Source organism: Gordonia sp. p3-SID1431, assembly GCF_025143765.1.
Classification (GTDB): Bacteria; Actinomycetota; Actinomycetes; order Mycobacteriales; family Mycobacteriaceae; genus Gordonia; species Gordonia hongkongensis.
Genome location: NZ_JAMBDT010000090.1, coordinates 1 through 21,064 on the forward strand (window position 1 = coordinate 1; position 21,064 = coordinate 21,064).

The 21,064-nt window shown below is 66.8% G+C and carries 25 protein-coding genes and 1 pseudogene; 11 read left to right on the forward strand and 15 right to left on the reverse strand.

Annotated elements, in window-relative coordinates; translation table 11 throughout:
* The 6 genes and pseudogenes from M4D77_RS18850 to M4D77_RS18875 form a co-directional block, all read right to left on the reverse strand.
* A pseudogene (locus M4D77_RS18850) lies at window positions 1-294 on the reverse strand (M23 family peptidase); the annotation flags it as partial.
* Window positions 295-1,217: 923 nt separating this feature from the next.
* Window positions 1,218-1,808 (reverse strand): cadmium resistance transporter, encoded by a 591-nt coding sequence (locus M4D77_RS18855; protein ID WP_005179560.1) that lies wholly within the window; start codon window positions 1,806-1,808, stop codon window positions 1,218-1,220.
* Between the two features lie 93 nt (window positions 1,809-1,901).
* Complete coding sequence (locus tag M4D77_RS18860; protein WP_259936998.1) at window positions 1,902-3,479, reverse strand: DHA2 family efflux MFS transporter permease subunit; 1,578 nt, start codon at window positions 3,477-3,479, stop codon at window positions 1,902-1,904.
* Complete coding sequence (gene lspA, locus M4D77_RS18865; protein WP_005179567.1) at window positions 3,430-3,960, reverse strand: signal peptidase II; 531 nt, start codon at window positions 3,958-3,960, stop codon at window positions 3,430-3,432. The genes M4D77_RS18860 and lspA overlap by 50 nt, the downstream gene beginning before the upstream one ends.
* A complete protein-coding gene (locus M4D77_RS18870; RefSeq protein WP_006902503.1) occupies window positions 3,957-5,921 on the reverse strand; it encodes a cation-translocating P-type ATPase in 1,965 nt (654 codons plus the stop codon). The genes lspA and M4D77_RS18870 overlap by 4 nt, the downstream gene beginning before the upstream one ends.
* Window positions 5,918-6,307: a helix-turn-helix transcriptional regulator gene (locus tag M4D77_RS18875; protein ID WP_005179570.1), complete on the reverse strand. Its 390-nt coding sequence runs from the start codon at window positions 6,305-6,307 to the stop codon at window positions 5,918-5,920. The genes M4D77_RS18870 and M4D77_RS18875 overlap by 4 nt, the downstream gene beginning before the upstream one ends.
* Window positions 6,308-6,515: 208 nt before the next feature.
* Here M4D77_RS18875 and M4D77_RS18880 point away from each other — a divergent pair, with 208 nt between their 5' ends.
* Both M4D77_RS18880 and M4D77_RS18885 read left to right on the forward strand, forming a co-directional pair.
* On the forward strand, window positions 6,516-8,678 hold the full coding sequence (locus tag M4D77_RS18880) for an MMPL family transporter (protein WP_007240197.1): 2,163 nt from the start codon (window positions 6,516-6,518) through the stop codon (window positions 8,676-8,678).
* Between the two features lie 132 nt (window positions 8,679-8,810).
* A complete protein-coding gene (locus M4D77_RS18885) occupies window positions 8,811-9,035 on the forward strand; it encodes a hypothetical protein (protein WP_223374213.1) in 225 nt (74 codons plus the stop codon).
* Between the two features lie 612 nt (window positions 9,036-9,647).
* Here M4D77_RS18885 and M4D77_RS18890 read toward each other — a convergent pair.
* Window positions 9,648-10,025: a helix-turn-helix transcriptional regulator gene (locus tag M4D77_RS18890; RefSeq protein ID WP_065629326.1), complete on the reverse strand. Its 378-nt coding sequence runs from the start codon at window positions 10,023-10,025 to the stop codon at window positions 9,648-9,650.
* Window positions 10,026-10,149: 124 nt separating this feature from the next.
* On the opposite strand from M4D77_RS18890, the gene merA reads away from it, so the two are divergent.
* The 5 genes from merA (at window position 10,150) to M4D77_RS18920 (ending at window position 14,205) form a co-directional block, all read left to right on the forward strand.
* The gene (gene merA, locus M4D77_RS18895; RefSeq protein WP_007240196.1) at window positions 10,150-11,586 is read left to right on the forward strand and encodes a mercury(II) reductase; all 1,437 of its coding nucleotides are present in this window, start codon (window positions 10,150-10,152) and stop codon (window positions 11,584-11,586) included.
* Window positions 11,587-11,610: 24 nt separating this feature from the next.
* Window positions 11,611-12,162 (forward strand): MerR family transcriptional regulator, encoded by a 552-nt coding sequence (locus M4D77_RS18900; protein WP_005179589.1) that lies wholly within the window; start codon window positions 11,611-11,613, stop codon window positions 12,160-12,162.
* Window positions 12,104-12,745 (forward strand): organomercurial lyase MerB, encoded by a 642-nt coding sequence (gene merB / locus M4D77_RS18905; RefSeq protein ID WP_005179592.1) that lies wholly within the window; start codon window positions 12,104-12,106, stop codon window positions 12,743-12,745. The genes M4D77_RS18900 and merB overlap by 59 nt, the downstream gene beginning before the upstream one ends.
* A gap of 897 nt (window positions 12,746-13,642) precedes the next feature.
* Entirely contained in the window at window positions 13,643-13,918 is a 276-nt protein-coding gene (locus M4D77_RS18915) for a type II toxin-antitoxin system Phd/YefM family antitoxin (RefSeq protein WP_055477309.1), read from the forward strand.
* Window positions 13,915-14,205, forward strand: coding sequence for a type II toxin-antitoxin system RelE/ParE family toxin (locus M4D77_RS18920; RefSeq protein WP_055477308.1), 291 nt, complete (start codon window positions 13,915-13,917; stop codon window positions 14,203-14,205). Before M4D77_RS18915 ends, M4D77_RS18920 begins: the two co-directional genes overlap by 4 nt.
* Window positions 14,206-14,223: 18 nt before the next feature.
* On the opposite strand, the gene M4D77_RS18925 is transcribed toward M4D77_RS18920, so the two are convergent.
* From M4D77_RS18925 to M4D77_RS18940, 4 genes are all read right to left on the reverse strand, one after another.
* A complete protein-coding gene (locus M4D77_RS18925) occupies window positions 14,224-14,430 on the reverse strand; it encodes a hypothetical protein (RefSeq protein WP_055477311.1) in 207 nt (68 codons plus the stop codon).
* Window positions 14,431-15,097: 667 nt separating this feature from the next.
* Window positions 15,098-15,331: a hypothetical protein gene (locus tag M4D77_RS18930; RefSeq protein ID WP_055477307.1), complete on the reverse strand. Its 234-nt coding sequence runs from the start codon at window positions 15,329-15,331 to the stop codon at window positions 15,098-15,100.
* A gap of 588 nt (window positions 15,332-15,919) precedes the next feature.
* Window positions 15,920-16,159 carry a hypothetical protein gene (locus M4D77_RS18935; RefSeq protein WP_055477305.1) on the reverse strand — a complete coding sequence of 80 codons (240 nt, stop codon included), beginning with the start codon at window positions 16,157-16,159 and terminating at the stop codon, window positions 15,920-15,922.
* 34 nt (window positions 16,160-16,193) lie between these two features.
* Window positions 16,194-16,889 carry a hypothetical protein gene (locus M4D77_RS18940; protein WP_259937000.1) on the reverse strand — a complete coding sequence of 232 codons (696 nt, stop codon included), beginning with the start codon at window positions 16,887-16,889 and terminating at the stop codon, window positions 16,194-16,196.
* Here M4D77_RS18940 and M4D77_RS23895 point away from each other — a divergent pair.
* Together M4D77_RS23895 and M4D77_RS18945 are read left to right on the forward strand one after the other, a co-directional pair.
* Window positions 16,800-16,994: a reprolysin-like metallopeptidase gene (locus M4D77_RS23895; RefSeq protein ID WP_396266599.1), complete on the forward strand. Its 195-nt coding sequence runs from the start codon at window positions 16,800-16,802 to the stop codon at window positions 16,992-16,994. The two genes, M4D77_RS18940 and M4D77_RS23895, sit on opposite strands and share 90 nt — an antisense overlap.
* Entirely contained in the window at window positions 16,994-17,656 is a 663-nt protein-coding gene (locus M4D77_RS18945) for a hypothetical protein (protein WP_055477302.1), read from the forward strand. Before M4D77_RS23895 ends, M4D77_RS18945 begins: the two co-directional genes overlap by 1 nt.
* 133 nt (window positions 17,657-17,789) lie before the next feature.
* On the opposite strand, the gene M4D77_RS18950 is transcribed toward M4D77_RS18945, so the two are convergent.
* The 3 genes from M4D77_RS18950 to M4D77_RS18960 all read right to left on the reverse strand — a co-directional run bounded on the left by M4D77_RS18950 (window position 17,790) and on the right by M4D77_RS18960 (window position 19,184).
* Window positions 17,790-18,140, reverse strand: a complete 351-nt coding sequence (locus M4D77_RS18950) for a hypothetical protein (RefSeq protein ID WP_223258969.1) — start codon at window positions 18,138-18,140, stop codon at window positions 17,790-17,792.
* On the reverse strand, window positions 18,125-18,322 hold the full coding sequence (locus M4D77_RS18955) for a hypothetical protein (protein WP_055476435.1): 198 nt from the start codon (window positions 18,320-18,322) through the stop codon (window positions 18,125-18,127). The genes M4D77_RS18950 and M4D77_RS18955 overlap by 16 nt, the downstream gene beginning before the upstream one ends.
* A gap of 190 nt (window positions 18,323-18,512) precedes the next feature.
* Window positions 18,513-19,184, reverse strand: a complete 672-nt coding sequence (locus tag M4D77_RS18960; protein ID WP_068971513.1) for a hypothetical protein — start codon at window positions 19,182-19,184, stop codon at window positions 18,513-18,515.
* A gap of 192 nt (window positions 19,185-19,376) precedes the next feature.
* Here M4D77_RS18960 and M4D77_RS18965 point away from each other — a divergent pair, with 192 nt between their 5' ends.
* Both M4D77_RS18965 and M4D77_RS18970 read left to right on the forward strand, forming a co-directional pair.
* Complete coding sequence (locus tag M4D77_RS18965) at window positions 19,377-19,808, forward strand: STAS domain-containing protein (RefSeq protein ID WP_055476437.1); 432 nt, start codon at window positions 19,377-19,379, stop codon at window positions 19,806-19,808.
* Between the two features lie 10 nt (window positions 19,809-19,818).
* Complete coding sequence (locus M4D77_RS18970; protein WP_055476438.1) at window positions 19,819-20,253, forward strand: ATP-binding protein; 435 nt, start codon at window positions 19,819-19,821, stop codon at window positions 20,251-20,253.
* Window positions 20,254-20,320: 67 nt separating this feature from the next.
* Here the strand turns inward: M4D77_RS18970 and M4D77_RS18975 are convergent, their stop codons facing one another.
* On the reverse strand, window positions 20,321-20,881 hold the full coding sequence (locus M4D77_RS18975) for a hypothetical protein (protein WP_171011585.1): 561 nt from the start codon (window positions 20,879-20,881) through the stop codon (window positions 20,321-20,323).
* Between the last annotated feature and the right edge of the window lie 183 nt (window positions 20,882-21,064).

Sequence of the window (21,064 nt, forward strand, 5' to 3'; positions counted from 1 at the left end):
CTCCCGCACGGCCGCGGACAGCTCATCGCGTGACGATGCCCTTGCCAGAGTGGTGCCTTGTTCTTCGTCCACCGATCCGGGGGCTACAGGTCGTGGCGCTGCTGCGGATCGGTCGTCGGCGGACACGCCAGCCATGAGCGCTGGGGTGTTCGTTGGATTGTGACGATCGGCGAGCGCGGTGGCCGCGGCCCCGCCGGCTACACAGAGAACCACCGCGGCCACGAGCGATCCACTCAGCCCGGCAACGGCCGTCGACCTGGCTGATGCGCCCGAGACCTTCTCGTCGTCGAGCACGTCGAGAAAAGCAGATCGAACTTGCTGACTGCCTTGGCAATCGAGACCGGACGCCCGCTCCCATGGAGCAGTAGGCGCTGCGGCCCTGGGTTCCTGCCGAGATCGACCGTGCGCGGTGTGCGCGGTGGCCCGAAACCCCTATGATCGAACCGGGCTGCGCGCGGCCATACATCATGCGAGCGAGACGTGTATGGACGGCCATCGCGAGGTAGATATGAAGATGAAGACGTCCCGGGCGCACCCCCCGACCGAGCGTGCGACGCGCGCGGGGGAACAGAGGTAGCGGGCCGGATGGACCTGACCACAGCTTCGGGGGAGGGAGGCATCCGATGTCGCCCCGCCGCACGCGCGACACCCGAAGGCTGCGGCCCCGTGGCTCCGAGGGTGAAGGCCGCCGAGGCACCGCGAGGGGACGTGTGCATACCAATGGGGAGCGGGCTGGGGTCAGCTTTGCGATGCCGTGCCAAGGAAGGTCCTTCAGTCCAAGAGTCGTCCCGGATGGAACAGATCGATATCAAACGAGCCACGAACAGGTTACTACTACGTGGGTTAGTTTCTCTCCGCGCGGGCGCGCCGAACCGGCGCCCCTCACGGTTCCATCAGCGTTTTAAGTTGACCAGTGGGTCAGGGCTATGCGCTGGGGCGGAAACAGTTCGCAACGATGACAGCGCCCGACTAAAGCGTTTGCACGAGCGACCCCGCTAGGCGCGGTAGAAGCCCCACGTTGCCGGAGGCCTTGAACTACGTCGATGGTAGTAGTGCCACAGTGGTAGTAGTGCCACAACGGTGCAGCGCCCCTGAGCACAACCATGGACCAACCGAAGGACGGCTGTCTACCGGTTACGGCCTCGAATAGCACTTCATTCTTTGGAGCCGATCGCCGCTGTCCTCCGTGATCTGGGCCGTGCAGACCGGGACGACGGTCAGAGGCCGAATGCGCCGCCGCTGACGAGGATGACGATTCCGAGAACGATCAGCACGAGCGGGAACAGGATGTGTTCCCACCGTTCCAAGATCTCGGCGATGGCCTTGCGGGTGGTGAGGAACTTCGCGGTGAACACCAGCACGGCGACCAAGAGCAGGAACACGACCGAGTAGGCGACGATCGCCGCTGTACCCACGGTCGCGAAGACCGGGACGTAGACGCCGATGTTGTCGCCGCCGTTGGCGAAGGTCACCGCCGCCACCGTCCAGACCGCGACCTTCTTGCCCTCGAACCGTTCATCGTCGTCGCCGTTGTTGCGCCATGCTCTCCAGGCGGCGAGCAGACCGAGCAGCAGAGGAATGAGCCCGAAGTAGGCGATGGCTTCTTCGGGCAGCAGCGCCGTGACTCCCAGCGCTACGAGGACCGACGCGGCGAGGATCGCTCCGAAACCGAGATATTGTCCGGTCGCGATGGCGGCCGTTGTTCCGCGGGTTCCCGCGCCGCGGGCGAAGAACAGCGAAAGCACGATGATGTCGTCGATGTTGGTCACCAGGAAGAGTCCGATGGCCTGCAGGATCGAGGTAACCATTCCGGCGGATGCCCTTTCTCTGGGAGTGCACTGCTGCTCGGCTGACACGCAGTTGTGTCGCGTGCCGTAGCCGCTGTCATGGGAGTGGCTATTTCAGTTTCGATCACGCGCCGGTGATGTCGGCGCGGGCGCAGGAGTGTGGTTGGGGAGTTTGGCGGCGATGGCCGCGGCCAGTAGTGCGCTGATGGCGGCGCTGGCAAGGAACACTGCGGACATGGCGTGGCTGTAGGCGTGGGCGCTGGACGCGGCCAGATCGGCGCCCGCTGGGCCGGGAATCTGGGTCGCGGCAAGTTGCGCTCCGGCGATGTTGTCACGCGCCGCGCTGACCACTGGTTCGGGCAGGCCGCTCAGGTGGGGGTCGAGGTCGCGGGTGTAAACGACGGTGAGCAGGGTGCCCAGGATCGCGACGCTGAACGCGGCACCGACCTGTCGAATGGCCATCAGCAACCCAGCTCCTGCGGCGCTGCGATGCTCGGGCAGGCTCGCCATGACCGCGTCGACAGCCGGCGCCAACGCCAGCCCGGCTCCCAGGCCCACGGTCGCCAGGCACACCGCGACGAAGCCGTAGCCGGAGTCGACGGTGATGCGGGATGCGAGCACGAATCCGGCCGCGGCGATCACCATGCCGGTGGCGATCGGGATTTTGGCGCCGAGTCGGGTCACGATCTTGTCCACAGCGGCTGCGGCGACGATGATCGCCAGCACCAGAGGCGCCAAGCGCAGGCCGGTGCCGAAGGCGTCGTGGTAGCGCAGTATCTGCAGGTATTGCGGCAGCACGAACAGCACGCCGACCAGGGTGAAGGTGCCCGCGGTTGCGGCCAGGGTGGGCCAGGTGAAGGCCGGATTGGTGAACACTGCCAGATCGACCAATGGGTCGCGGGCACGGCTTTCCCACACCAGAAATCCCGCGATCAGCCACACACCGGCCGCCAGAGCCGCGAGCACGACGGGATCGGTCCACCCGTACGCGGGAGCCTGGATGATGCCGAATACCAGCGCCGCCGTACCGGGCACGGCGGTGAGGATCCCGAGCCAGTCCAACGCCGGTGCATGCGGGTCGACCGATTCGGGCAACAGCACCACACAGGCAACCAGGGCGGCGACACCGACCGGGACGTTGATCAGAAACACCGAGCCCCACCAGAAATGCTGCAGCAGCCAGCCACCGACGATCGGCCCCAGCGGCAACCCGACACCCAGTGCACCGACCCACACCGCGATCGCGCGGCGACGCTGGTCGGGGCCGAACAGGGTCGGCAGGATCCCCAGCGACAGCGGCACGATGATCGCGGCCCCGATGCCCATGACCGCGCGGGCGGCGATCAGCGAGCCGGTGGACCCGCTGAAAGCGGCCCAGGCCGAGGCGGCGACGAAGGCGACCAAACCTATCAGCAGCAGCCGTTTGCGACCGTAGCGGTCACCGAAGCCGCCGGCGGGCAGCATGAGCGCGGCGAAGACCAGGGTGTAGGCGTTGACGATCCACTGCAACTGGGTGGTGCTCGCGCCGAGGTCTTGGGCCAGGGTGGGCAGGGCGACGTTGAGAACCATCAGGTCCAGCCCGACGGTGAGCAGGGCGACGACCAGCGCCGCCAGCCCTGCCCACCGACGTGACGGGCCCGGCTCAGTCCCGGTCGTCGGCGTGGTGTTCGGGTGAGAGTGGTTCTCGCTCATCGGAGTTTCCGATCAGAGTGGCGATGATGAGGGCGGTCGCGCCGAGCACGATGAAGGTGTCGGCGAGGTTGAAGGTGGGCCACCAGCCGGTGTGCAGGTAGTCGGTGACCACACCGTCGGGGGCCCGGTCGATGACGTTGGCGGCGGCACCGCCCAGGATCGCGGCGAGCGCGACGCGGGTGAGCAGGTTCGCGCGCGGCGCGACCACCCATCCGCCGACCGCGACCGCGGTGGTGATCACCGTGGTGAGCGTGAGCATCACCCAGCTCGGTGCGTCGGCGGCGATCGAGAACGCCGCTCCCGGGTTGAACGCCAACTTAAGGTCCACCGGACCCGCCTCGATCGGGGCCCCGGCCAGCGTGGTCTGCGCCCACGCTTTGAGCGTGAGGTCGATACCGGCCAGCGCGGCCGCGGCAGCGACCCACCGCAGTCGCCGCCCCCACCGCGACACGGTGGGAGCAGACGACGCGGTGGCGGTCACGCGGGCGCTCCGGCCAGTACCGGTGCGGGCTTTGCCGCCGAATCGGTCAGCGAGGCCAGGGGTTTGGTGCGTCCGGCGCGGACACCGTTGGCGATGACGACGATCTCGGCGAGTTCGTGCACCAGCACCACCGCCGCCAACCCGAGAATCCCGAACAGCGCGAGCGGGATCAAGATCGTGATCAACCCCAACGACAAACCGACGTTTTGCAACATGATCCGGCGAGCCCGACGAGCGTGCTCGAGAGCCCGCGGCAGGTGCCGCAGGTCCTCACCCATCAACGCCACATCCGCGGTTTCGATAGCGACATCGGTGCCCATCGCGCCCATCGCCACACCGAGGTCGGCGGTTGCCAGTGCGGGGGCGTCGTTGACGCCGTCGCCGACCATCGCGGTGAACCGGTCGCTGCGCAGTTCGCCCACGATGTGGGCCTTGTCCTCCGGGCGCAGATCCGCGTGCACGTCCTCGATCCCCGCCTCAGCGGCCAGAGCGGCGGCGGTGCGGGCGTTGTCACCGGTGAGCATCGAGACCCGGATTCCCAGCGCGTGCAATCGGTCGATGACCTCGTGTGCCTCGGGCCGCAGTTCGTCGCGCACAGCGATCGCACCGATCACCTGGCCGTCGAGCTCGATCAGCACCGCGGTCGCCCCCGCGTGCTGCATCCGTTCCACATCGGCGGCCAGAACACCCGGTTCGATCCAGCCCGGACGGCCCAGCCGCGCCCGGCGTCCGTCGACGCGGCCGGTCAACCCGGCACCGGTGACCGCCTCGACGTCGGTGGCGGGAGTGACGGTGTCGACGGCGGCGAGGATGGCGCGGGCGAGGGGATGTTCACTGCGCGATTCCAGCGCGGCCGCGACCGCCAGCACCCGGTCCCCGTGCACACCGCCGGTGGCGGCGATCTCGACGACGGCAGGCTTGTTCGCCGTCAGCGTGCCGGTCTTGTCCAGCGCGACCTCGCGCACCCGGCCCATCGCCTCGAGTGCGGCACCGCCCTTGACCAGCACACCCAGCTTGCTCGCCGCACCGATCGCGGCGACCACGGTCACCGGCACCGAGATCGCCAGCGCGCACGGTGAGGCGGCGACCAGCACCACCAGCGCACGTTCGATCCAGGTGACCGGATCCCCGAAGAGCGCGCCAATCACCGCGATGGCTGTGGCGGCGATCATGATGCCGGGCACCAGCGGTTTGGCGATCTTGTCGGCCAAGCGTTGAGCGTCGCCCTTGCGGGCCTGCTCGGCCTCCACGATCCGCACGATCCGTGCCAGGGAGTTGTCCTCGGCGGTCGTGGTGACCTCGACGGTCAGCACACCGGTGCCGTTGATCGCCCCGGCGAACACCTCCGCGCCCGGCCCGGCTTCTACCGGTACCGATTCGCCGGTGATCGCCGAAACATCCAGCGCGCTACGCCCGTCGACGATCACCCCGTCGGTCGCGACCCGCTCACCGGGGCGCACCAGCATCCGATCCCCGACGCGCAGCTCGGCAGGGGCGATGACGGTTTCGGTGCCGTCGCGTAGCACGGTGGCCCGGTCCGGTACCAGGTTCAACAGGGCGCGCAGCCCGCGGCGGGTGCGCGCGACCGCGTACTCCTCGAGGCCCTCGCTGATGGAGAACAGGAACGCCAGCATGGCGGCTTCGCCGACCTCGCCGAGGATCACCGCGCCGATCGCGGCGATCGTCATCAGCGTGCCGACACCGATCTTGCCCTTGGCCAGCCGTTTGAGCGTGGAGGGGACGAAGGTGTATGCACCGACGAGCAGTGCGGCGATCTCCAACCCCAACTCGACGGCGCGTGGGCCGCCGGTCCAGCCGACGATCAGTGCCGCGACCAGCAGCACTCCGGCGACCGCGGCGGCGCGCAGTTCACTGACTTCCCAGAGCTTTTCGGGTTCGCGTTCCTCGGCCTCGCCGTCACCGGCGGGTTCGTCGTGGCCGCAGCCGCATGCGTCGCTCATGCTCGTACCTCCGCGCTCTCCGTCTCGGTGGTGGAGTCGGTGCCGTAGTTCGGGCACAACGCCACCGCATTGCCTGTCGCCGCGAGCAAGGTCTCTGCCGAGGCGAGTAGGTCCATCAACTCCGGGCGGGCCAGGCTGTAGAACACTTGCCGCCCTTGCGGGCGGCCCACGACCAGCCCGCAGTCGCGCAGGCACGCTACGTGCGCCGATACCGTTGACTGAGCCAGTCCGAGCCCGGCCATCAGGTCCAAGACCCGCGCTTCCCCGCACGCCAGCCGGTGCACGATCGCCAACCGTGTCGCATCGGAGAGGCTGTGGAACAGGGCCACCGCCGGATCCAACCCCTGCGTCTCGACGAGGCAACCCCCGCCATCATTAATCGCCATAAAGCGATGATAGCGGCGAAAGCTATTAATATCGAGTGAGAGTGTGATTAATCTCGTTTCAACGATTACATCGTGATATGGCGATCAATTCGTGGTCGCTACGGAGGGAGGACGCGTGAACCAGCAGAAGTCCGCCGTCGTCGAGAACTCGCCTCAGCAACCATCGCCGCCGGGCTCGCCCGGAGTGCTATATCGGTGGGGCGTTCTGATGGCCCGGCGCAGACGTGCGGTCCTGGCGGTCTGGGGACTGCTGCTGGTGGTGTGCGCGGTGGCCTACCCGCTGCTCGAGAACCGGCTCGGTGCGATGGATTTCGGTGTCGAGGGCTCGGAGTCCACCGAGGTGGATCGCCTGGTTGCCCGGCACTTCCCGCAGTTCGGTACGGAACAGGCGGTCATCGTGCTGCAGTCTGGCGCGGTCACCGCCACCGACGCCGAGTTCCGTGCAGCGGTGGCTCGCACGATCACCGCCGCCACCGCGGTCGAGGGCGTGGTCGACGTCGTCGGCCCCTACGACGGGCTGCCCGGATCCCAGATCTCGGCCGACGGTCACGTCGCGATCGCGCTCGCCGGCATGGACGGCGACATGGCCGAACGCGCGAAAGTCGCGCGCGACCTGCAAGACGCCATCGCCACCACCGGCGACGATTCCATCGACGTAGGGGTCACCGGGTACTCGGCGGTACAGAACGCGGCCACCGAACTGCAGAACGCCGACCTGGCCCGCGCCGAGGCAATCGGCATCCCGGTCGCGCTGGTCCTGCTCGTCCTCGCCCTCGGCGCCCTGGCCGCAGCGGCGGTCCCGATCGCAGTGGCCATCGCCGGGATGCTGACCGCGGTCGGAGTGTTGTTCACCCTCACTGCTGTGACCGCGTTCGATTCGCTGACCGTGGCCATGGCCACCATGGTGGGCCTCGGCGTCGGTATCGACTACGCGATGTTCATCGTCAGCCGCTTCCGCGAAGAACTCACCCACCACACCGGGCCAGACCATGCCGCGATCAGCGGCGCCGTCGGTCGCTCCCTCGCCACAGCAGGCAAAACGATTCTGGTCTCGGGCTTGGTGGTGATGATCTCGCTGTGCGCGTTGATCATCATCCAGGCACCGATCTTCCGTGGCATCGCCATCGGCGTCGCCACCGCCGTCACCAGTATGCTCACCGTCGCCGTCACCCTGCTACCCGCCCTGCTCGCCGCCTTGGGCCCGGCTGTCAACCGCGGTAGTCTCCCGGCCCGCTGGCGCCCTGCCGACAGCGCCACCGACGCTCCCGGCGTTCTCGGTGGCCGCTGGGCGCGCTGGGCGTATCTCGTCATGCGCCGACCCGTCCTCTTCGGCACCGCGGCCGCAGCGGTGCTGGTCCTCGCCGCGCTGCCGGTATTCGGGATCCGCTACGGCCTCGACATGGGCACCACCGCCCTCGACGACACCCCGACCGGACGCGCCAGCACCGCATTGAACACCAACTTCCCGCCCGGAGCACTCTCCCCGGTCGAGATCATCGCCACCGGCCCCAGCGACACCCCACTCACCGCAGACGCCGAAGCACGGGTCAACCGATTCCTGACCGAGATCGACGGCGACGCCCGCATCGACACCGTCCTGCCCGCCCAGCTCAATGACGGTCGAATGCTCGCGATGGCGATCCCCTCGGTCACCTTCGACTCGATGGCCGCCACCGACCTCGTCCGCGACCTGCGCAACACAGCCGCCGGCGCAGCCGGAGCCGAGATCCGCATCGGCGGCAGCACCGCCGAATTCGTCGATCTCTCCGACGAAATGACCACCAAACTTCCGCTGGTCGTAGCCCTGGTGCTGACCGCCTCGCTGGTCTTCCTCATCGCCGCTTTCCGCAGTATCGCCTTACCCCTCAAGGCCATCGCGATGAACCTGCTCGCCACCGGCGCCGCCCTCGGTATCACCGTCGCGGTGTTCCAGTGGGGTCTGGGCGAGAACGTCCTCGACTTCACCAGCCCCGGATTCGTGCAGGTCTACCTACCCACCGTGGTGTTCGCGCTACTGTTCGGGCTCTCGATGGACTACGAGGTGTTCCTGATTCGTCGCATCCGCGAATACTGGGACGCCAGCGGCGACAACCAGCGCGCCGTCGCGGCCGGGCTCACCCACACCGCACGCCCCATCACCGCGGCCGCCGCGATCATGATCGCCATCTTCGCAAGCTTCCTCACCGCCGACATCCTCGAACTCAAACAACTCGGACTCGCCCTTGCCGTCGCCGTCGCCATCGACGCCGTCCTCATCCGCCTCGTCCTCGTCCCCGCCCTCATGCGCCTGCTCGGCGGCTGGAACTGGTGGCTGCCCGCCCTCAGGTTTCGCCCACCCAACACTCGCGCACCACGGGCCGCCGCTGAGTAGCGCGGCGATCAGACCAGGTTGATTCGTCGCGGACACGGGACCGGCCGCCGGGGCCACACCGCCCTCGGGGGCAACCGTCACGGCCGGTCTGACCTTCGAGTCGAGTCGAAGGTTCAGGGTCGCGGGGTGGTGATGATGCGTATTACCCAGCTGGCGCGGCGGAGCGGTGTCCCTGCCACCAGCTGCGGCTCTACGTCGGATCTGGCCGAGTTCGTGGAGGCCGGACCGTTCCTGGAAGCGTTCCTCGTGTTGATCGTCATCCCACTGACGCTGGCGTGGCTCACCCCAGGTGTACCGCGCGCCGGGACCGGGCAGCGGGTCTCGGCGCGCGGTGAGCACCGGCGATGGCGCCGTTGATGGCTACGGTGCTGATCACCGTGGTGGCCTCGCAGGCGCCAAACTCGGTGACGGCCTGAGCCAGGTCGCGGCGGTGGTGCGGGCCGGAGTGCCCGCGTCGCCGGAAGGTGTGGCTGCGCAGCCCTCATCGCAGCCGCGGGCGCGAGTCATTGGCGGGACCAGATCAGTCCGAGGAGCCCGAGTCCGATGGGCGAATCCGAGCGGTTGGAGCCATGACAGGCTCACCAGCAGCGTGCCGCTGCTCAGTGCTACGGCCGCGATCAGCAGCGGGGCACCACCGCGCAACAGCCCAGGCAGCAGTGCCGCGGTCCCGATGCAAGCCCGCCAGCGGCGTGTCTAGGTCGCAGCAGCCACAACGGCCTCCCCCGCAGCTCGCCGAGCCACCGCTGCCTGGCGCTGGGTTCGGTGTCGATGGGACAGGGCAGCAGGGGGATTCGCTGCGCTCGAGCAGGTCTTCGCGTCCGGCCGCCAGCGCGGCGGCCAGGGTGTCGCCGGACCGCGGTGAGTTCGGCGAGCTCGGCATCGACCTCGGCGAGCTTGACACCCAGTCCCAGCCGCGGTGAACCCGCCGACGGTGAGCGGCTGCCGAGACGTGAGGGCTGTCGAGGGCGTTCATGTCCGGTCACCGTCCGGTACCTCGTCGATGCGGGTGCAGCACGTCAGGGCGGCGGCGTTGTCGGCCGCGAGCAACCGGGCGAGCAGCACCAGTTCGGCCACGCGCGGGTCTCCGACCGTGTACCGCAGCTTCTTGCCGTCGCGGCGCGCGACGATGTATCCGCAATCGGCCAGACACGACAGGTGCACCGACACCCGCGGCTGGGAGATGCCGGCGTGGGCGACGCAGTCGGCCGAGGTGCGTTCGCCGGCGAGGATGTATTCCAGCAGCTTCAACCGGGTCGGATCCGACAGGGCGCGAAAGAACTTCGCCGTCGTATCCAGATGTGTGCACGCCAGCTCGTCGCCGGGCACGGCGGTCGTGGACCGGGACATGGGGCACCTCCACACCACTTGAACTATTCGCTTAAGCGCATAGTATGAGCCCTGTAGGTATTCGTCAATGCGAATAGCAGCCGTTGGCTGGCGACGCGGTTGCTCAACCCCTCAGGAGGCAGGCGTGGCCACGACACAATCCCGTCCGGATCTGGCGATCGTCGGGTCCGGTTCGGCGGCGTTCGCCGCCGCTATCGCCGCGGTCGGCCACGGCAGGTCCGTGGTGATGATCGAGCGCGACACCGTCGGTGGCACCTGCGTGAACGTCGGGTGTGTGCCGTCGAAGACGTTGCTGGCCGCCGCGGAGGCCCGCCACGCCGCAGCCGCCGCCGACCGGTTTCCCGGCCTGGGTGCCGCTGCGGTGCCGCTGGATTTTCCGGGCCTGATCGCCGGTAAGGACGCGCTGGTCGCGCAGCTGCGGGCAAACAAGTACATCGAGCTGGCGGGCGAGTACGGGTGGGAGATCGTCTCCGGCACGGCAGTGTTCGACGGCACGAGTGCGGCGCCGGGGTTGCGGGTCGGAGCGAACGACGGCGGGACCCGGGTGATCGAGGCTGGCCATTACCTGATCGCGACCGGTGCGACGCCGTGGATCCCGCCGATCGACGGTCTGGTCGAGGCCGGGTATCTGACCTCGACCACCGCCATGGACCTGAAGCGGCTCCCGGAGTCGCTGATCGTGATCGGCGGCAACACTGTCGGGCTCGAACAAGCCCAGTTGTTCGCCCGCCTCGGCACCCGGGTGACGGTGATCGAGGCCCTGGGGCGGCTGGCGCCGGGCGAGGAACCGGAAATCTCGGCCGCGATCGAGGCTGTCTTCGCCGATGAGCATATCGCCGTGTTGACCGCGGCCACCGTCGAGAAGGTCCTGGCCGGTGGCGGCCACAAGCTGGTGAGCGTGCGCACTCGGGCCGGGGTCAGCGAGCTGCGGGCCGAACACGTGTTGGTCGCGACCGGTCGCCGCCCGAACACCGCGGGGCTGGGCCTGGAGGCGGTCGGGGTCGGTGTCGACGGGCGCGGCGCGGTGATCGTCGATGACCGTCAGCGCACCGACAATGCCCGGATCTGGGCGGCCGGGGACGTGGCCGGGGGCCCGCAGTTCGTGTATGTGGCCGCCGCGCAGGGAACGCTGGTGGCCGACAACGCGTTCGCCGACGCGGATCGGGTCCTGGACTACGCCACAGTGCCGCGGCTGACGTTCACCAGCCCCGCCATCGCCGCCGTGGGGCTCACCGAGGCCGAGGCGGTGACGGCCGGATACCGGTGCCGGTGCCGGACGCTGGCGTTGTCGAGTGTGGCGCGGGCGCTGGTCAATCGCGATACCCGTGGCCTGGCCAAGATCGTCGCCGACGCCGATACCGGCCGGATCTTGGGCGTGCACGCGCTGGCCGAGGGTGCCGGAGACCTGATCACCGCCGCCGGATACGCGATGACCGCGGGTATGACCGTCGACCGGCTCGCCCACAGCTGGGCGCCGTATCTGACCATGGCCGAAGCGTTGAAACTGACCGCCCAGACCTTCACCACCGACGTGACGAAACTGTCCTGCTGCGCAGGCTGACGATCTCCTCCAGGAAAGGCCGAGATGAACGGGCACATGACGATCGGCGTGTTGTCGGCGCGGACCGGGGTGAGGGTGAAGGCGTTGCGTGAATACACCGACCTCGGGCTCATCCACACCCTGGGGCGCAGCGCGGCCGGCTACCGCCTGTACACCGATGACGCACTGTGGTGTGTGCGGTTCATCGGCGAGCTGCGCGGGCTTGGGCTCACCATCGCCGAGATCTGCCAGCTCACCGATGACGCCGTCGATAGTGGAGACGGAGCGGTCGGCGCGCGTCTGGCCGAGCTACTGGAGCGGTCGCGACAGCGGCTGCACCGCCGGATCAGCGACGCCCAGCAGATCCTCGACCGCATCGACGACTTCACCAGCATCCACCGTGCGCGGTGGGCCGCCGACGATGTGTGCTGGACCGAGGTCCGTGCCGATGCCCGACGCGGGCTTGACTCTGCCCCCGGGGGCAGACCCTACCGTCATCGACATCGCACCCGACGCATTCTCGGAAAGGCTGACTCTCATGAGCACCGACTCCATTCCCGCCGACGTTTTCGCCACGATCGCACCAGCCGACCGTGACCGGGCGCTGCTGCGGGCCGCGCTGCGGCTGCTGGCCCACGGAGCGCCGGTCACCGTCACGGAGTTGGCGGCCGCAGCCGGTGTCGACGCCGGAGATCTCGAAGAGACACCGATCGGCGCCGACATCGAATACGACGAGCAGGGCCGGGTCCTCGGGTGGGGATTGACCCTGAATCCGACCCCGCACCGATTCACCGTCGCAGGCCATCAGCTCTACACCTGGTGTGCGCCCGACACGCTCGTCTTCCCCGCCGTGATCGGGGCGAGCGCACACGTCGAATCCGAGTGCCCGGTTACCGTCAGCGCCGTGCGATTGACCGTCGATCCAGTCACGGGAGTCACCGACCTGCAACCGGCCGCCGCGATGGTGGCCTTCGTCGACCCCGCCGGGATCCGGGGCGGGCAGGTCCGCGCCACCTGCTGCAATCCGCAGATGTTCCTGGCCACTCCCGACGCCGCCGAGCAGTGGCGATCCGAGCATCCTGGGATGACCGTGCTACCGGTCGCCGACGCCTACACCCAGCTCGCACGCCCACTGGCCGAGGCGCTCATCGACCCGGCCGGCGAGGCGCCGTGCTGCTGACTCAGAACAGGGTGTCGCGCACCCACAAGGGCCGGTACCCGGTCGGGCCGAGCTGGGCGAGTTCGGCGTCGATATCGGTCTTGAACGCGCCGAAGAAGACCTCCGATCACACCAAGAGGTCAAGCCGCGATCTCGAAGGACGCGTCCTGAGCGGGCCCGAACGCCTTGATCGGGTCGTAGTGCTGACCGGTTTGCAAGCAGTAGTGGAGCTGCCCGAGCAAGCGGTCGAAGAGGTGCCGAAGCGCAGCGGCGTGCCGATCGCCGCGGTCGCGTCCTCGGCGTTAATGGTCTTGGGGTGCGCCGGCTTTCGCCATCGCGGCGAACGCCCAAAGGAATCCTGCAGCGTTGAGTCGGTTGTTCTTCACCACGCGGCGGGTAATCGAGATGCTGCGCCCGGAGGCCCGCGTGATCAGCACAGAACCGGCGTAGGTCCTTCAGCGAACGGGCGTCGGTGAACCGCTCGCGGTCGTCGCCGATCTCGCCGAGCACCCGAGCGCCGGAGAGGTCAGCCAGGCCAGGAAAACTGGTGATCACCGCGTAGTCGGGGTACTGCTGGAATGCCTCGGTAGTGGCCTCGGTGAGCTGATCCACGGCGGCGCATTCAGCATCGACGCCACCCAGCAGCGCGAGGGCCTGGCGGCCGAAGGCATCCGCTGATCTACAGATCGAGAGTCAGGGTGGCGGTGCGCGCTCGAGATACGCACGGGTAGATGACTCCGGTGACGAGCGCTACTGACACGAGTGACGAATCCCCAGGTCGCCAACTGACATCCAAATGACGGATCTCAGGCCACGTGTTGCATCTGATGCAATATGCAGGGGCTTACTTGACATAAGGCACATTATCGGCTAAAAACGAGGCTAGTGGAAGGCTAGTATTGCGGCTATCATGTAGCCATGACGACAGTGCCACTCGGTGAAGCTAAGGACAAGCTCTCCGCGCTGGTCGACAGCGCCGAGAGCACGCACGACATCATCACGATCACCAAGCACGGCAAACCCGCCGCGGTGCTGATGTCGGCCGACGACCTCGAATCGCTGCACGAGACGATCTACTGGCTCTCACGCGCCGGCGTCCGCGACGACGTCGCTACCGCAGACGCCGAGTACGCGGCCGGTGAGACCGTCTCCATCGACGACCTGCGCGCCGAACACGGCATGCCGCCGAAATGAGCGACGCTCCGACAGACTCGTCCGCCCCGTACCGGGTTGAGGTCGCATCCCCAGCTCGACGCGACCTTCAACGACTCCCATCCCGGATCGTCCACGCCGTCATCGAATTCATCTCCGGGCCGCTCGCCGAGAACCCCCACCGGCTTAGCAAGCCGCTGCGCGACGACCTCGCAGACCTTCACAGCGCCCGCCGCGGCGATTATCGCATCCTGCTCCGCATCGACGACCCCAACCACACCATCGTCATTGTCAGAATCGACCACCGAGCCCACGCCTACCGCACCTGAGTCTGGTGCGTTGAATTCTCAACCGACCCGGCGGTACTTCCTGTGCATTGCCTGCTTCGTCGTTCCAAGGAGCGTGCCGATCTCTGCCCACGACAGTCCTGCCAGGCGTGCCCGCCGCACCGCGACTTCCTCCTCGCGGGCAATCTCCCGTCGCCAATCTGCGACTCGGGAAAGCTGCTCGATTGGTGTCTCGTCGTCGTCGCCGCGGTCCAGTCCAGTCCTCATGCAGACCAGCGTGCCCGTGTCTCCGCGATCCGTCAACATTGGTTGACGGAAACCAGTTTGAATCACTGCTCGTCGTCAGTACCCGCATTCCTGGGCTGTCGACCAGCTCTAAGACCTCATCATCGCGCTGCAACGCCAGGTCAGCATGATCATCGCCGCCTCAAGACCACTTGTAGTGGTGACGATGGAGTGATCGTAAGCGGAACACGCACTATCCATCACCGCTGTGCGAGCTGTCAGCCTCGCCATCGGTGCTATCCGGGGGTCCCGAGCGACGGTCCGGCCAGTTGGAAGGGTCGGGCAGCAAGCTGCGATCACCACCGAAGGCATCGCCGAGCCCGAAACCGCCATTGCGAATGGCCATATCCAGTCCTGAAGACTTCCACAACCTGGAAGCCACGTCATCGAAAGCTCCAGGGTTGGTCTTGCTTAGCGACAGCAACGCGTCGTTCAGAGCACCCTCTTAGCGAAGAATGCCTGTGCGGCGACGACTCCGACTGCGAACGAGCTGCAGCACGAATGGCCGAGGCCCACCTGCCTAACGCCCACCAGCTCCTGACGATGCTCGCCGACACCCTCGGCTACAGCCTCACCAAGCGGTAAGTAGGAACGAAGCCTCCCGCTGCCCGGACATCCCAGGCAGCGGGAGGCTTTCGCTCATACGTGGTTATGCCTGCGTGAGGCGGTCCTCGCGCTCGCGGACCAGTCGCACGATCCCCTGGAACACGCGGTACCCGCGTGCCCGCTGGTACCCGCTCACCGCTCGGTCGTACACCGCCGCGACCGGAAGGGTCTCCGACTCCAGACCGCGGTCCTCGACCAGCTCCTCGTAGATCGAGTTGAACGGAGCGATCCAGTTGTTCAGGCGGCGATCGGGACCGTAGTCGCCCAGCCGGTACACCGACTCCCGCGAGACGAACCCGCCGTTGCGGATGAGATTTTCGCGCTAAACAAGTTCTCTTACGAACCGGCCCTCGGTGCCATAGATTGAGCCGGGACTCACCGTAAGGTGGGTCGATGGTAGCCACTTTCGCCGTATCGCGTGCAGGCAAGGCCCAGGTCGTCGCCGCCGCTATCATCGGCTTCGTAGTCGGGATGTTCGTCGTGATCCCGCTCGCCCATCTGACACGGAGCTGGCTGGGCTTGTCGGAACCCACCGCCGCGCCCCTGGATGCACCGGTGGACAGGCCGCTCATCGCCACGTACTGGGTTCCGTGGTTGCTGGCATGGGCGGTGCTACTCCTTCCCGGGATCGCGGTTATGCTCCCGGCACGCACCCGTTGGGCTGGCTGGGCGTACTCGCTCGCGGCTGGCGTAACGGCCGGAGTGATCGCGCTACTCGGGGCATGGACCGATTGGGGCTTGGGATAGACCTTGTCGATCAGGACTGCTTCTTGCAACTCGCCCTAGTTCAACACGTCCCGTTACCAGTTGAAAAATGCTGGGGGACAGGGCTTTAGCTAGCCAGATAGACATAGGCCCGTCGGCGTCACAGGCCGAGCTGCTGGCGCAGCGTGGCGAGGTCCTGTTGAGCGACGTCGAGGATCTCGGCGGCCGCCGGCGGGCAGTATCTGATCGCCTTGTCGTTTTCCGTGATGACCAGGTGGGTGTCACCGGCCAGGATGAAGTGGGCCTTCTTGCCTTTGCGGTGGGCGGCGCACGGACGCTCGTGATTCGTGCGGGGCGTCTCGACACGGACGTGGCGCAGGATCGCTTTGGTGGTGGGCATGCTGACTCCTTTGGGGCACGGTACGGGTGAGGTTTTACCCGCGTTGGGACAGTTGGGATCTCAACGTGTCGCGGACGGTGTCGGCGATCTTGTCGATGCGTTCGAAGATGGTGGTCAACTGCTCGCCCGACCACTCGCCGCGGGTGCCGTTGGGCATGCCCACCGCCTCGTTGATCGCCGCGGCCAGACGGCGGATTGCGATGACCGTGTTGTGCTGACGCGGGCCGCCCGTGACGGCCATCAGCTGGTGACCCCGGGGCGGGAGGTCGAGGTCGGCCAGAATTCGGTTGGCGACCGCCTTGGTGCGCTGGTTGACCCGGGTCTTGGCCGATTGTCGTGCCCGCTGCGGGGAGACCGGGATCGGCTGCGGCGCAGGGGGTGCGGCTGCTGCCTGCTGCGCCAGCAGGCGTTGGCGTAGCTGCTCGCGGTCAACGACGTCGCCGACACGAATGCCGGGGGCGACTTCGCGGTTCAAGATCTCGTCGAGGACCCGGTCGTCGGTGGGATCAAGGTAGGTCTGCTCGACGAAGTCGGTGAGGATCTCGTTGTCGACGAGCATGCCCTCGTCGAATCGGCGGGCACGCGGTTCGCCATCACCGTTGCCATCGCCGTCATCGTCGGTGGTGCCGGCAACCCATCCGTGCACCAAGGCTTGGTCATCGAGGTCGAGTTCGCGAGGAGAGCGGGGGTGATCGCCCACGAGATTGGGCACGCACTGGGACTGTTCCACACCTGCTCCAACGACCTGATGGCAGATAATGACGGGGCCCGCGGAACGTCCTACACGCCCACTGGGCTCACCCGCGACCTCTACCACAACAAGTGGGGATTCTGATGACCACCAACCACCGAGCAACACGACCGGCGGCCCTCACGCTCGGCATCGTCGGCATCTTCGCCGCTGCCACCCTGGCCGCGTGCGGCGAACAAACCGTCAATGAGGGCATCCCTCCCCTCGAATCGGCCACGGCCACCTCGACCGCCCATGCGGACTCGATCACCGACACCTCTGACCTACGCAACCTGATGGCGATCTCGACGCACGTCTTCACCGGCCGCGTCGAATCAGCCGCCGGCACCAAGGCACTCGGGCCACTCCCCGAAACTCAGTACAGCGTGCTCACCAAAACGGCGATCAAAGGTGAAGTCCCCGAGAGCGTGGTAGTCAACCAGCAAGGCGGAGTCAAAGACGGTGTCTACATTTCCGTCAACGGCGACAGACCTCTCAAGGTCGGCCAGTGGTACCTGTTCGCCACCCGCTACCTCGAGTCAGAGAAGTGGTACACCCTCGTCCCTGTCGACGGCCGCAAGCCTGTGACTGAACAACAAGCCCGCGACAGAGCCTCCGCGCCCCTAGCCGCAGCTGAGGCCGCGTTGCGCGCCAACCCCCAAAACCGGCTCGCACCACCGGCCCCACCGAGCCCGTCGATGACCTTTCCGATACCCCAACCCGGCGACCGCAACCCGCCACCACCCTCACCGGCGCCAACCGGTTAATCATCCGGTGGTCAGGGTGTAGAACCTGGCGTGCGGCCCGGTCGGTTATGGCCGTACCACAGGTCGTTGACCCTTTCGATCAAACGCTCATGCACGACCAGGGCGAGTTGACGACGGGCGCCCGCTCACTGTCTCAGGCACTTCTCGCGGTCGCCCGCAGCGACAATCCCTGGTCGAAGGGGCCCCACTCTAAGTCGGGTTCGGCGTTCAGGCCATCGTCCTCGGAGCCGCGGGACAGGGTGTCGATCTTGATGATCGCTGGGCTGGGGGCGTCGACCAGGTACACCATGATGTCGCCGGCAGCATACGTTCGTGGGGTCAGCCAGACGAGATCGTCAACATCCGGGTCGTCGTCGTCGCCAGGGAAGAAGCTATTTACGGCTTGCCGCCACGGCTGAAGCAGGCATAACTGCACTCGTCGGCCGTCCGCATTGCCGGTGCCGGCGACCCGTGGGGTTCTCCTGCGGGCTACGATTCGGCCCATTCAGCGAATTCCTTCCACGAGATCGGAATACGCTTCTGCCCGTGCTTGGGTCGCCACTGCAGATTGCCCTCAGAAACGTAAAGGGTGCCGAGAGTTCTCCCGTCGATCGCGACATCGAACTCGAAGTCGATGCCAGCAACGCGCACCCTACTGGCGCTGAATCGCACGTCGTGATCAGCCACGATGATCCTCCCAACAACGGCACAGTCTGGTGTCGATCCCTCTCGCGAACGTAGCGAACGACCATGTCTCGGGCAATGATCTGCCCGGAACCGATGCCAGCTCACCGGGCCAGCGATCGCCGGTTGCTTCCAGACCTGACCAGACCCCCCGGGGCGGATTGCTCATGTAAAAGGAGTGCGGTGAGGGCTGTCAGCGGCCGAACAGTGCTCGTTCGATCACATCCGGGGTGGTGTCGAAGTCGTGGGCCCAGTCCGCAGCCAAATCAAGGTAACGGCCGTACATGTCAGCGGGGCCGTCGATCTCCCACTCTTCGGTGGTCACTCGACGCAGACTGTCTACAACCCTGCTGTCATAGATCAGTGGGCGGCCTGTCAACGCATTGGCGTCGTACCCGCCGAAGTAGAGGAACTTGGTGAAGAAGCCCGCCGCCAGTCCGGTGATTTTCAACCGGTTGCGCCCGCTGAGGGCTTTGTAGGCGCTGACCGGCCCCTCGGTCCGCACGACAGCCAGAGCCTTGGCGAGCTTCTCCGCGGCGTCGGGCTGGCTGAGGGGACGCAGCGCCCGCACCATCGTCAGGCCCGGACTCGTACCCCACACCACACACGCCACGTGCAGTTGCGCCGCTACGATCGGCGACCCGTCCTGCACCGCTCGGGCTGCGACCTCAAAGACATCGCGGCGCGAAACCACTCGATAGCGACCACTGCCCGCCGACACACTGTCGAGCTCGTCAGGCCACATCGCAGCATCCGGCAAGCGTGCGCGCACCGCAGCCGGATCGAACCGAATTGACTGGCCCAAGACCCATTCGCGATCGGGAACAGAACCGTCGGGAAACAAGGTAGTCAACGCGATCGGCATTCCTTCACGCTACCGGCAGATAACCGGAGGTACGCGAACGATGTGTGACATAAGGTCACTTCACCCTTCGCGCGCCGTCGGTGGCGGCGGACTAGGTTTGGATGGCGTTGAGATAGCCGTGATCATGTAGTCGGTCGGGACCGGGTCACTCAGCAAGTCGTGTGACCCCCTTCCGTGAAAGTGAGAGTCACCGTGCAGCCAGACAACCCCGATGCCGTGTTCGTTGACGACAGCGGAGACACCGCCGGCCGGGCATTGATGACCATCGTCTCCGCGCAGCACGAAGAACTGGTGATCCTGACCGTCCAAGGCAGCATCGACGTTCTCACCGCACCACAACTGTCCGAGGAGGTGACGAACGCGCTGCACGGACAACCACGAGGCCTGATCATCGATCTGACCACCACCGACTTCCTGGCCTCGGCCGGCATGGCCGCACTCGTCGCCGCCCACGAGGCGATCGCACCGACCGGACTGTTCGGAGTCGTGGCCGCCGCACCCGCAACGTCGCGGCCGCTGACGCTCATGGGCCTGGACCAGACAATCGTCCTCTACCCCACCCTCGCCCACGCCGTCACCGCCATGACCAGACCCACCGGAATGAGCGGCAGCCCGACTGGGTAAACACGACGGCGTGGACTCATCACAGCACCTCGATGGCGACTCCACCGGTGACTTCGAACGATCGGTCGAGGCCACCGCCGAGGCCGCCCACAGACTGCGCGAACTGTTCACCGTGTGGGTGACAGCAACCGTCGAGGCCGACACCGAACGCCGCGCCGACATCGTCTTGGCCGTCTACGAAGCGATTGCCAACGCCACCGAACACGCCTACAAAGACGCTCGAGAGCCAGGCGCGGTCACCGTGCGCAGCCGCCGCCGCCCCAGCGGCACCCTCGAAATCACTGTCACCGACACCGGCACCTGGGACCTCAGCCCCGCACAGCGCTTCCGCGGCCGCGGACTCGCACTCATCACTGCGCTCAGCGACACCCATGCGCTTACCACCGGACCCGACGGCACCACCGTCACCATGTGCTGGCAGCCGACGCCCGTCCTGACGACATGATATCTAGTATCAGATTTCGAAACTACCTGCGGCAGAATCGAATTAGACGATACTCGCCCGGCAGCACTCACGTGCGGTCTTTCCAGCGCTCGTTGGCTGATTGTCGGGTCATGCCGGTCGCCGCGCCGATGTCGGCCCACGAGCGACCCAGCCGGCGGGCCTTGGCCACCGCGGCGTCGAGCAGTGCGTCGGCGTCCCTGCGGGCCTCCACGGCCGCCCGGATCTCGTCGTCGATGTCGATCGAATCGAGATGCTCACGCCGCCACAATGCTTGGGCGGCCGCCGCGACATCGGGCCGCACGTTGACGTCGAGGTCGATGTCGGGGGCGAACACCTGGTGGCGGGCCAGGTCCTCGAGGGACGCTGAGGGCACCCGCGTCCACTGGACGGGATCGGTCCAGGTCGACACATCAGAGCTGGTTCGCCGGGCGCAATTGCAGGACAACAGCCAGCCGACGATCTCGGCCGACGGCCGCCGACGATCCTCGTCCGGGTGCCGGCCGGTCCCGACGATCTCGTAGTCAACGCCGTCGACCATGGTCGACCCGTGGCTCTCGGCCCCGTCCTCGAAGAACGGCACCAACGCCGCCTCGTGCAAGTGCGTGGCGCTCTCGTGTACCCAGCCCATGCCGATAGGGTAGACCCGCTGTGTCAGGATAACCAGACACAAGAGTCGGGTCGCGTCAGGAGTACCTGACATAACGCAACACTATCGGCGAATAACGAGGACGAGTTCAAACAGATGAGAGACTCGCCCCAGTTCATCTCAAGGACTACGGATTTAGCTCGCTACCGGGTTCGACAACCTCTG

Coding starts and splice junctions, on each gene's coding strand:
- merB (WP_005179592.1), top strand. CDS start 12,104: ATGAGCACCGACTCCATTCCCGCCGACGTTTTCGCCACGATCGCACCA.
- M4D77_RS18860 (WP_259936998.1), bottom strand. CDS start 3,479: ATGAGCGAGAACCACTCTCACCCGAACACCACGCCGACGACCGGGACT.
- M4D77_RS18900 (WP_005179589.1), top strand. CDS start 11,611: ATGAACGGGCACATGACGATCGGCGTGTTGTCGGCGCGGACCGGGGTG.
- M4D77_RS18855 (WP_005179560.1), bottom strand. CDS start 1,808: ATGGTTACCTCGATCCTGCAGGCCATCGGACTCTTCCTGGTGACCAAC.
- M4D77_RS18925 (WP_055477311.1), bottom strand. CDS start 14,430: ATGAGGACTGGACTGGACCGCGGCGACGACGACGAGACACCAATCGAG.
- M4D77_RS18945 (WP_055477302.1), top strand. CDS start 16,994: ATGACCACCAACCACCGAGCAACACGACCGGCGGCCCTCACGCTCGGC.
- M4D77_RS18890 (WP_065629326.1), bottom strand. CDS start 10,025: ATGTCCCGGTCCACGACCGCCGTGCCCGGCGACGAGCTGGCGTGCACA.
- M4D77_RS18975 (WP_171011585.1), bottom strand. CDS start 20,881: ATGGGCTGGGTACACGAGAGCGCCACGCACTTGCACGAGGCGGCGTTG.
- M4D77_RS18935 (WP_055477305.1), bottom strand. CDS start 16,159: ATGCCCACCACCAAAGCGATCCTGCGCCACGTCCGTGTCGAGACGCCC.
- M4D77_RS18885 (WP_223374213.1), top strand. CDS start 8,811: ATGATGCGTATTACCCAGCTGGCGCGGCGGAGCGGTGTCCCTGCCACC.
- M4D77_RS18875 (WP_005179570.1), bottom strand. CDS start 6,307: ATGGCGATTAATGATGGCGGGGGTTGCCTCGTCGAGACGCAGGGGTTG.
- M4D77_RS18880 (WP_007240197.1), top strand. CDS start 6,516: ATGGCCCGGCGCAGACGTGCGGTCCTGGCGGTCTGGGGACTGCTGCTG.
- M4D77_RS18960 (WP_068971513.1), bottom strand. CDS start 19,184: ATGCCGATCGCGTTGACTACCTTGTTTCCCGACGGTTCTGTTCCCGAT.
- M4D77_RS18920 (WP_055477308.1), top strand. CDS start 13,915: ATGAGCGACGCTCCGACAGACTCGTCCGCCCCGTACCGGGTTGAGGTC.
- M4D77_RS18870 (WP_006902503.1), bottom strand. CDS start 5,921: ATGAGCGACGCATGCGGCTGCGGCCACGACGAACCCGCCGGTGACGGC.
- M4D77_RS18915 (WP_055477309.1), top strand. CDS start 13,643: ATGACGACAGTGCCACTCGGTGAAGCTAAGGACAAGCTCTCCGCGCTG.
- M4D77_RS18950 (WP_223258969.1), bottom strand. CDS start 18,140: ATGGGCCGAATCGTAGCCCGCAGGAGAACCCCACGGGTCGCCGGCACC.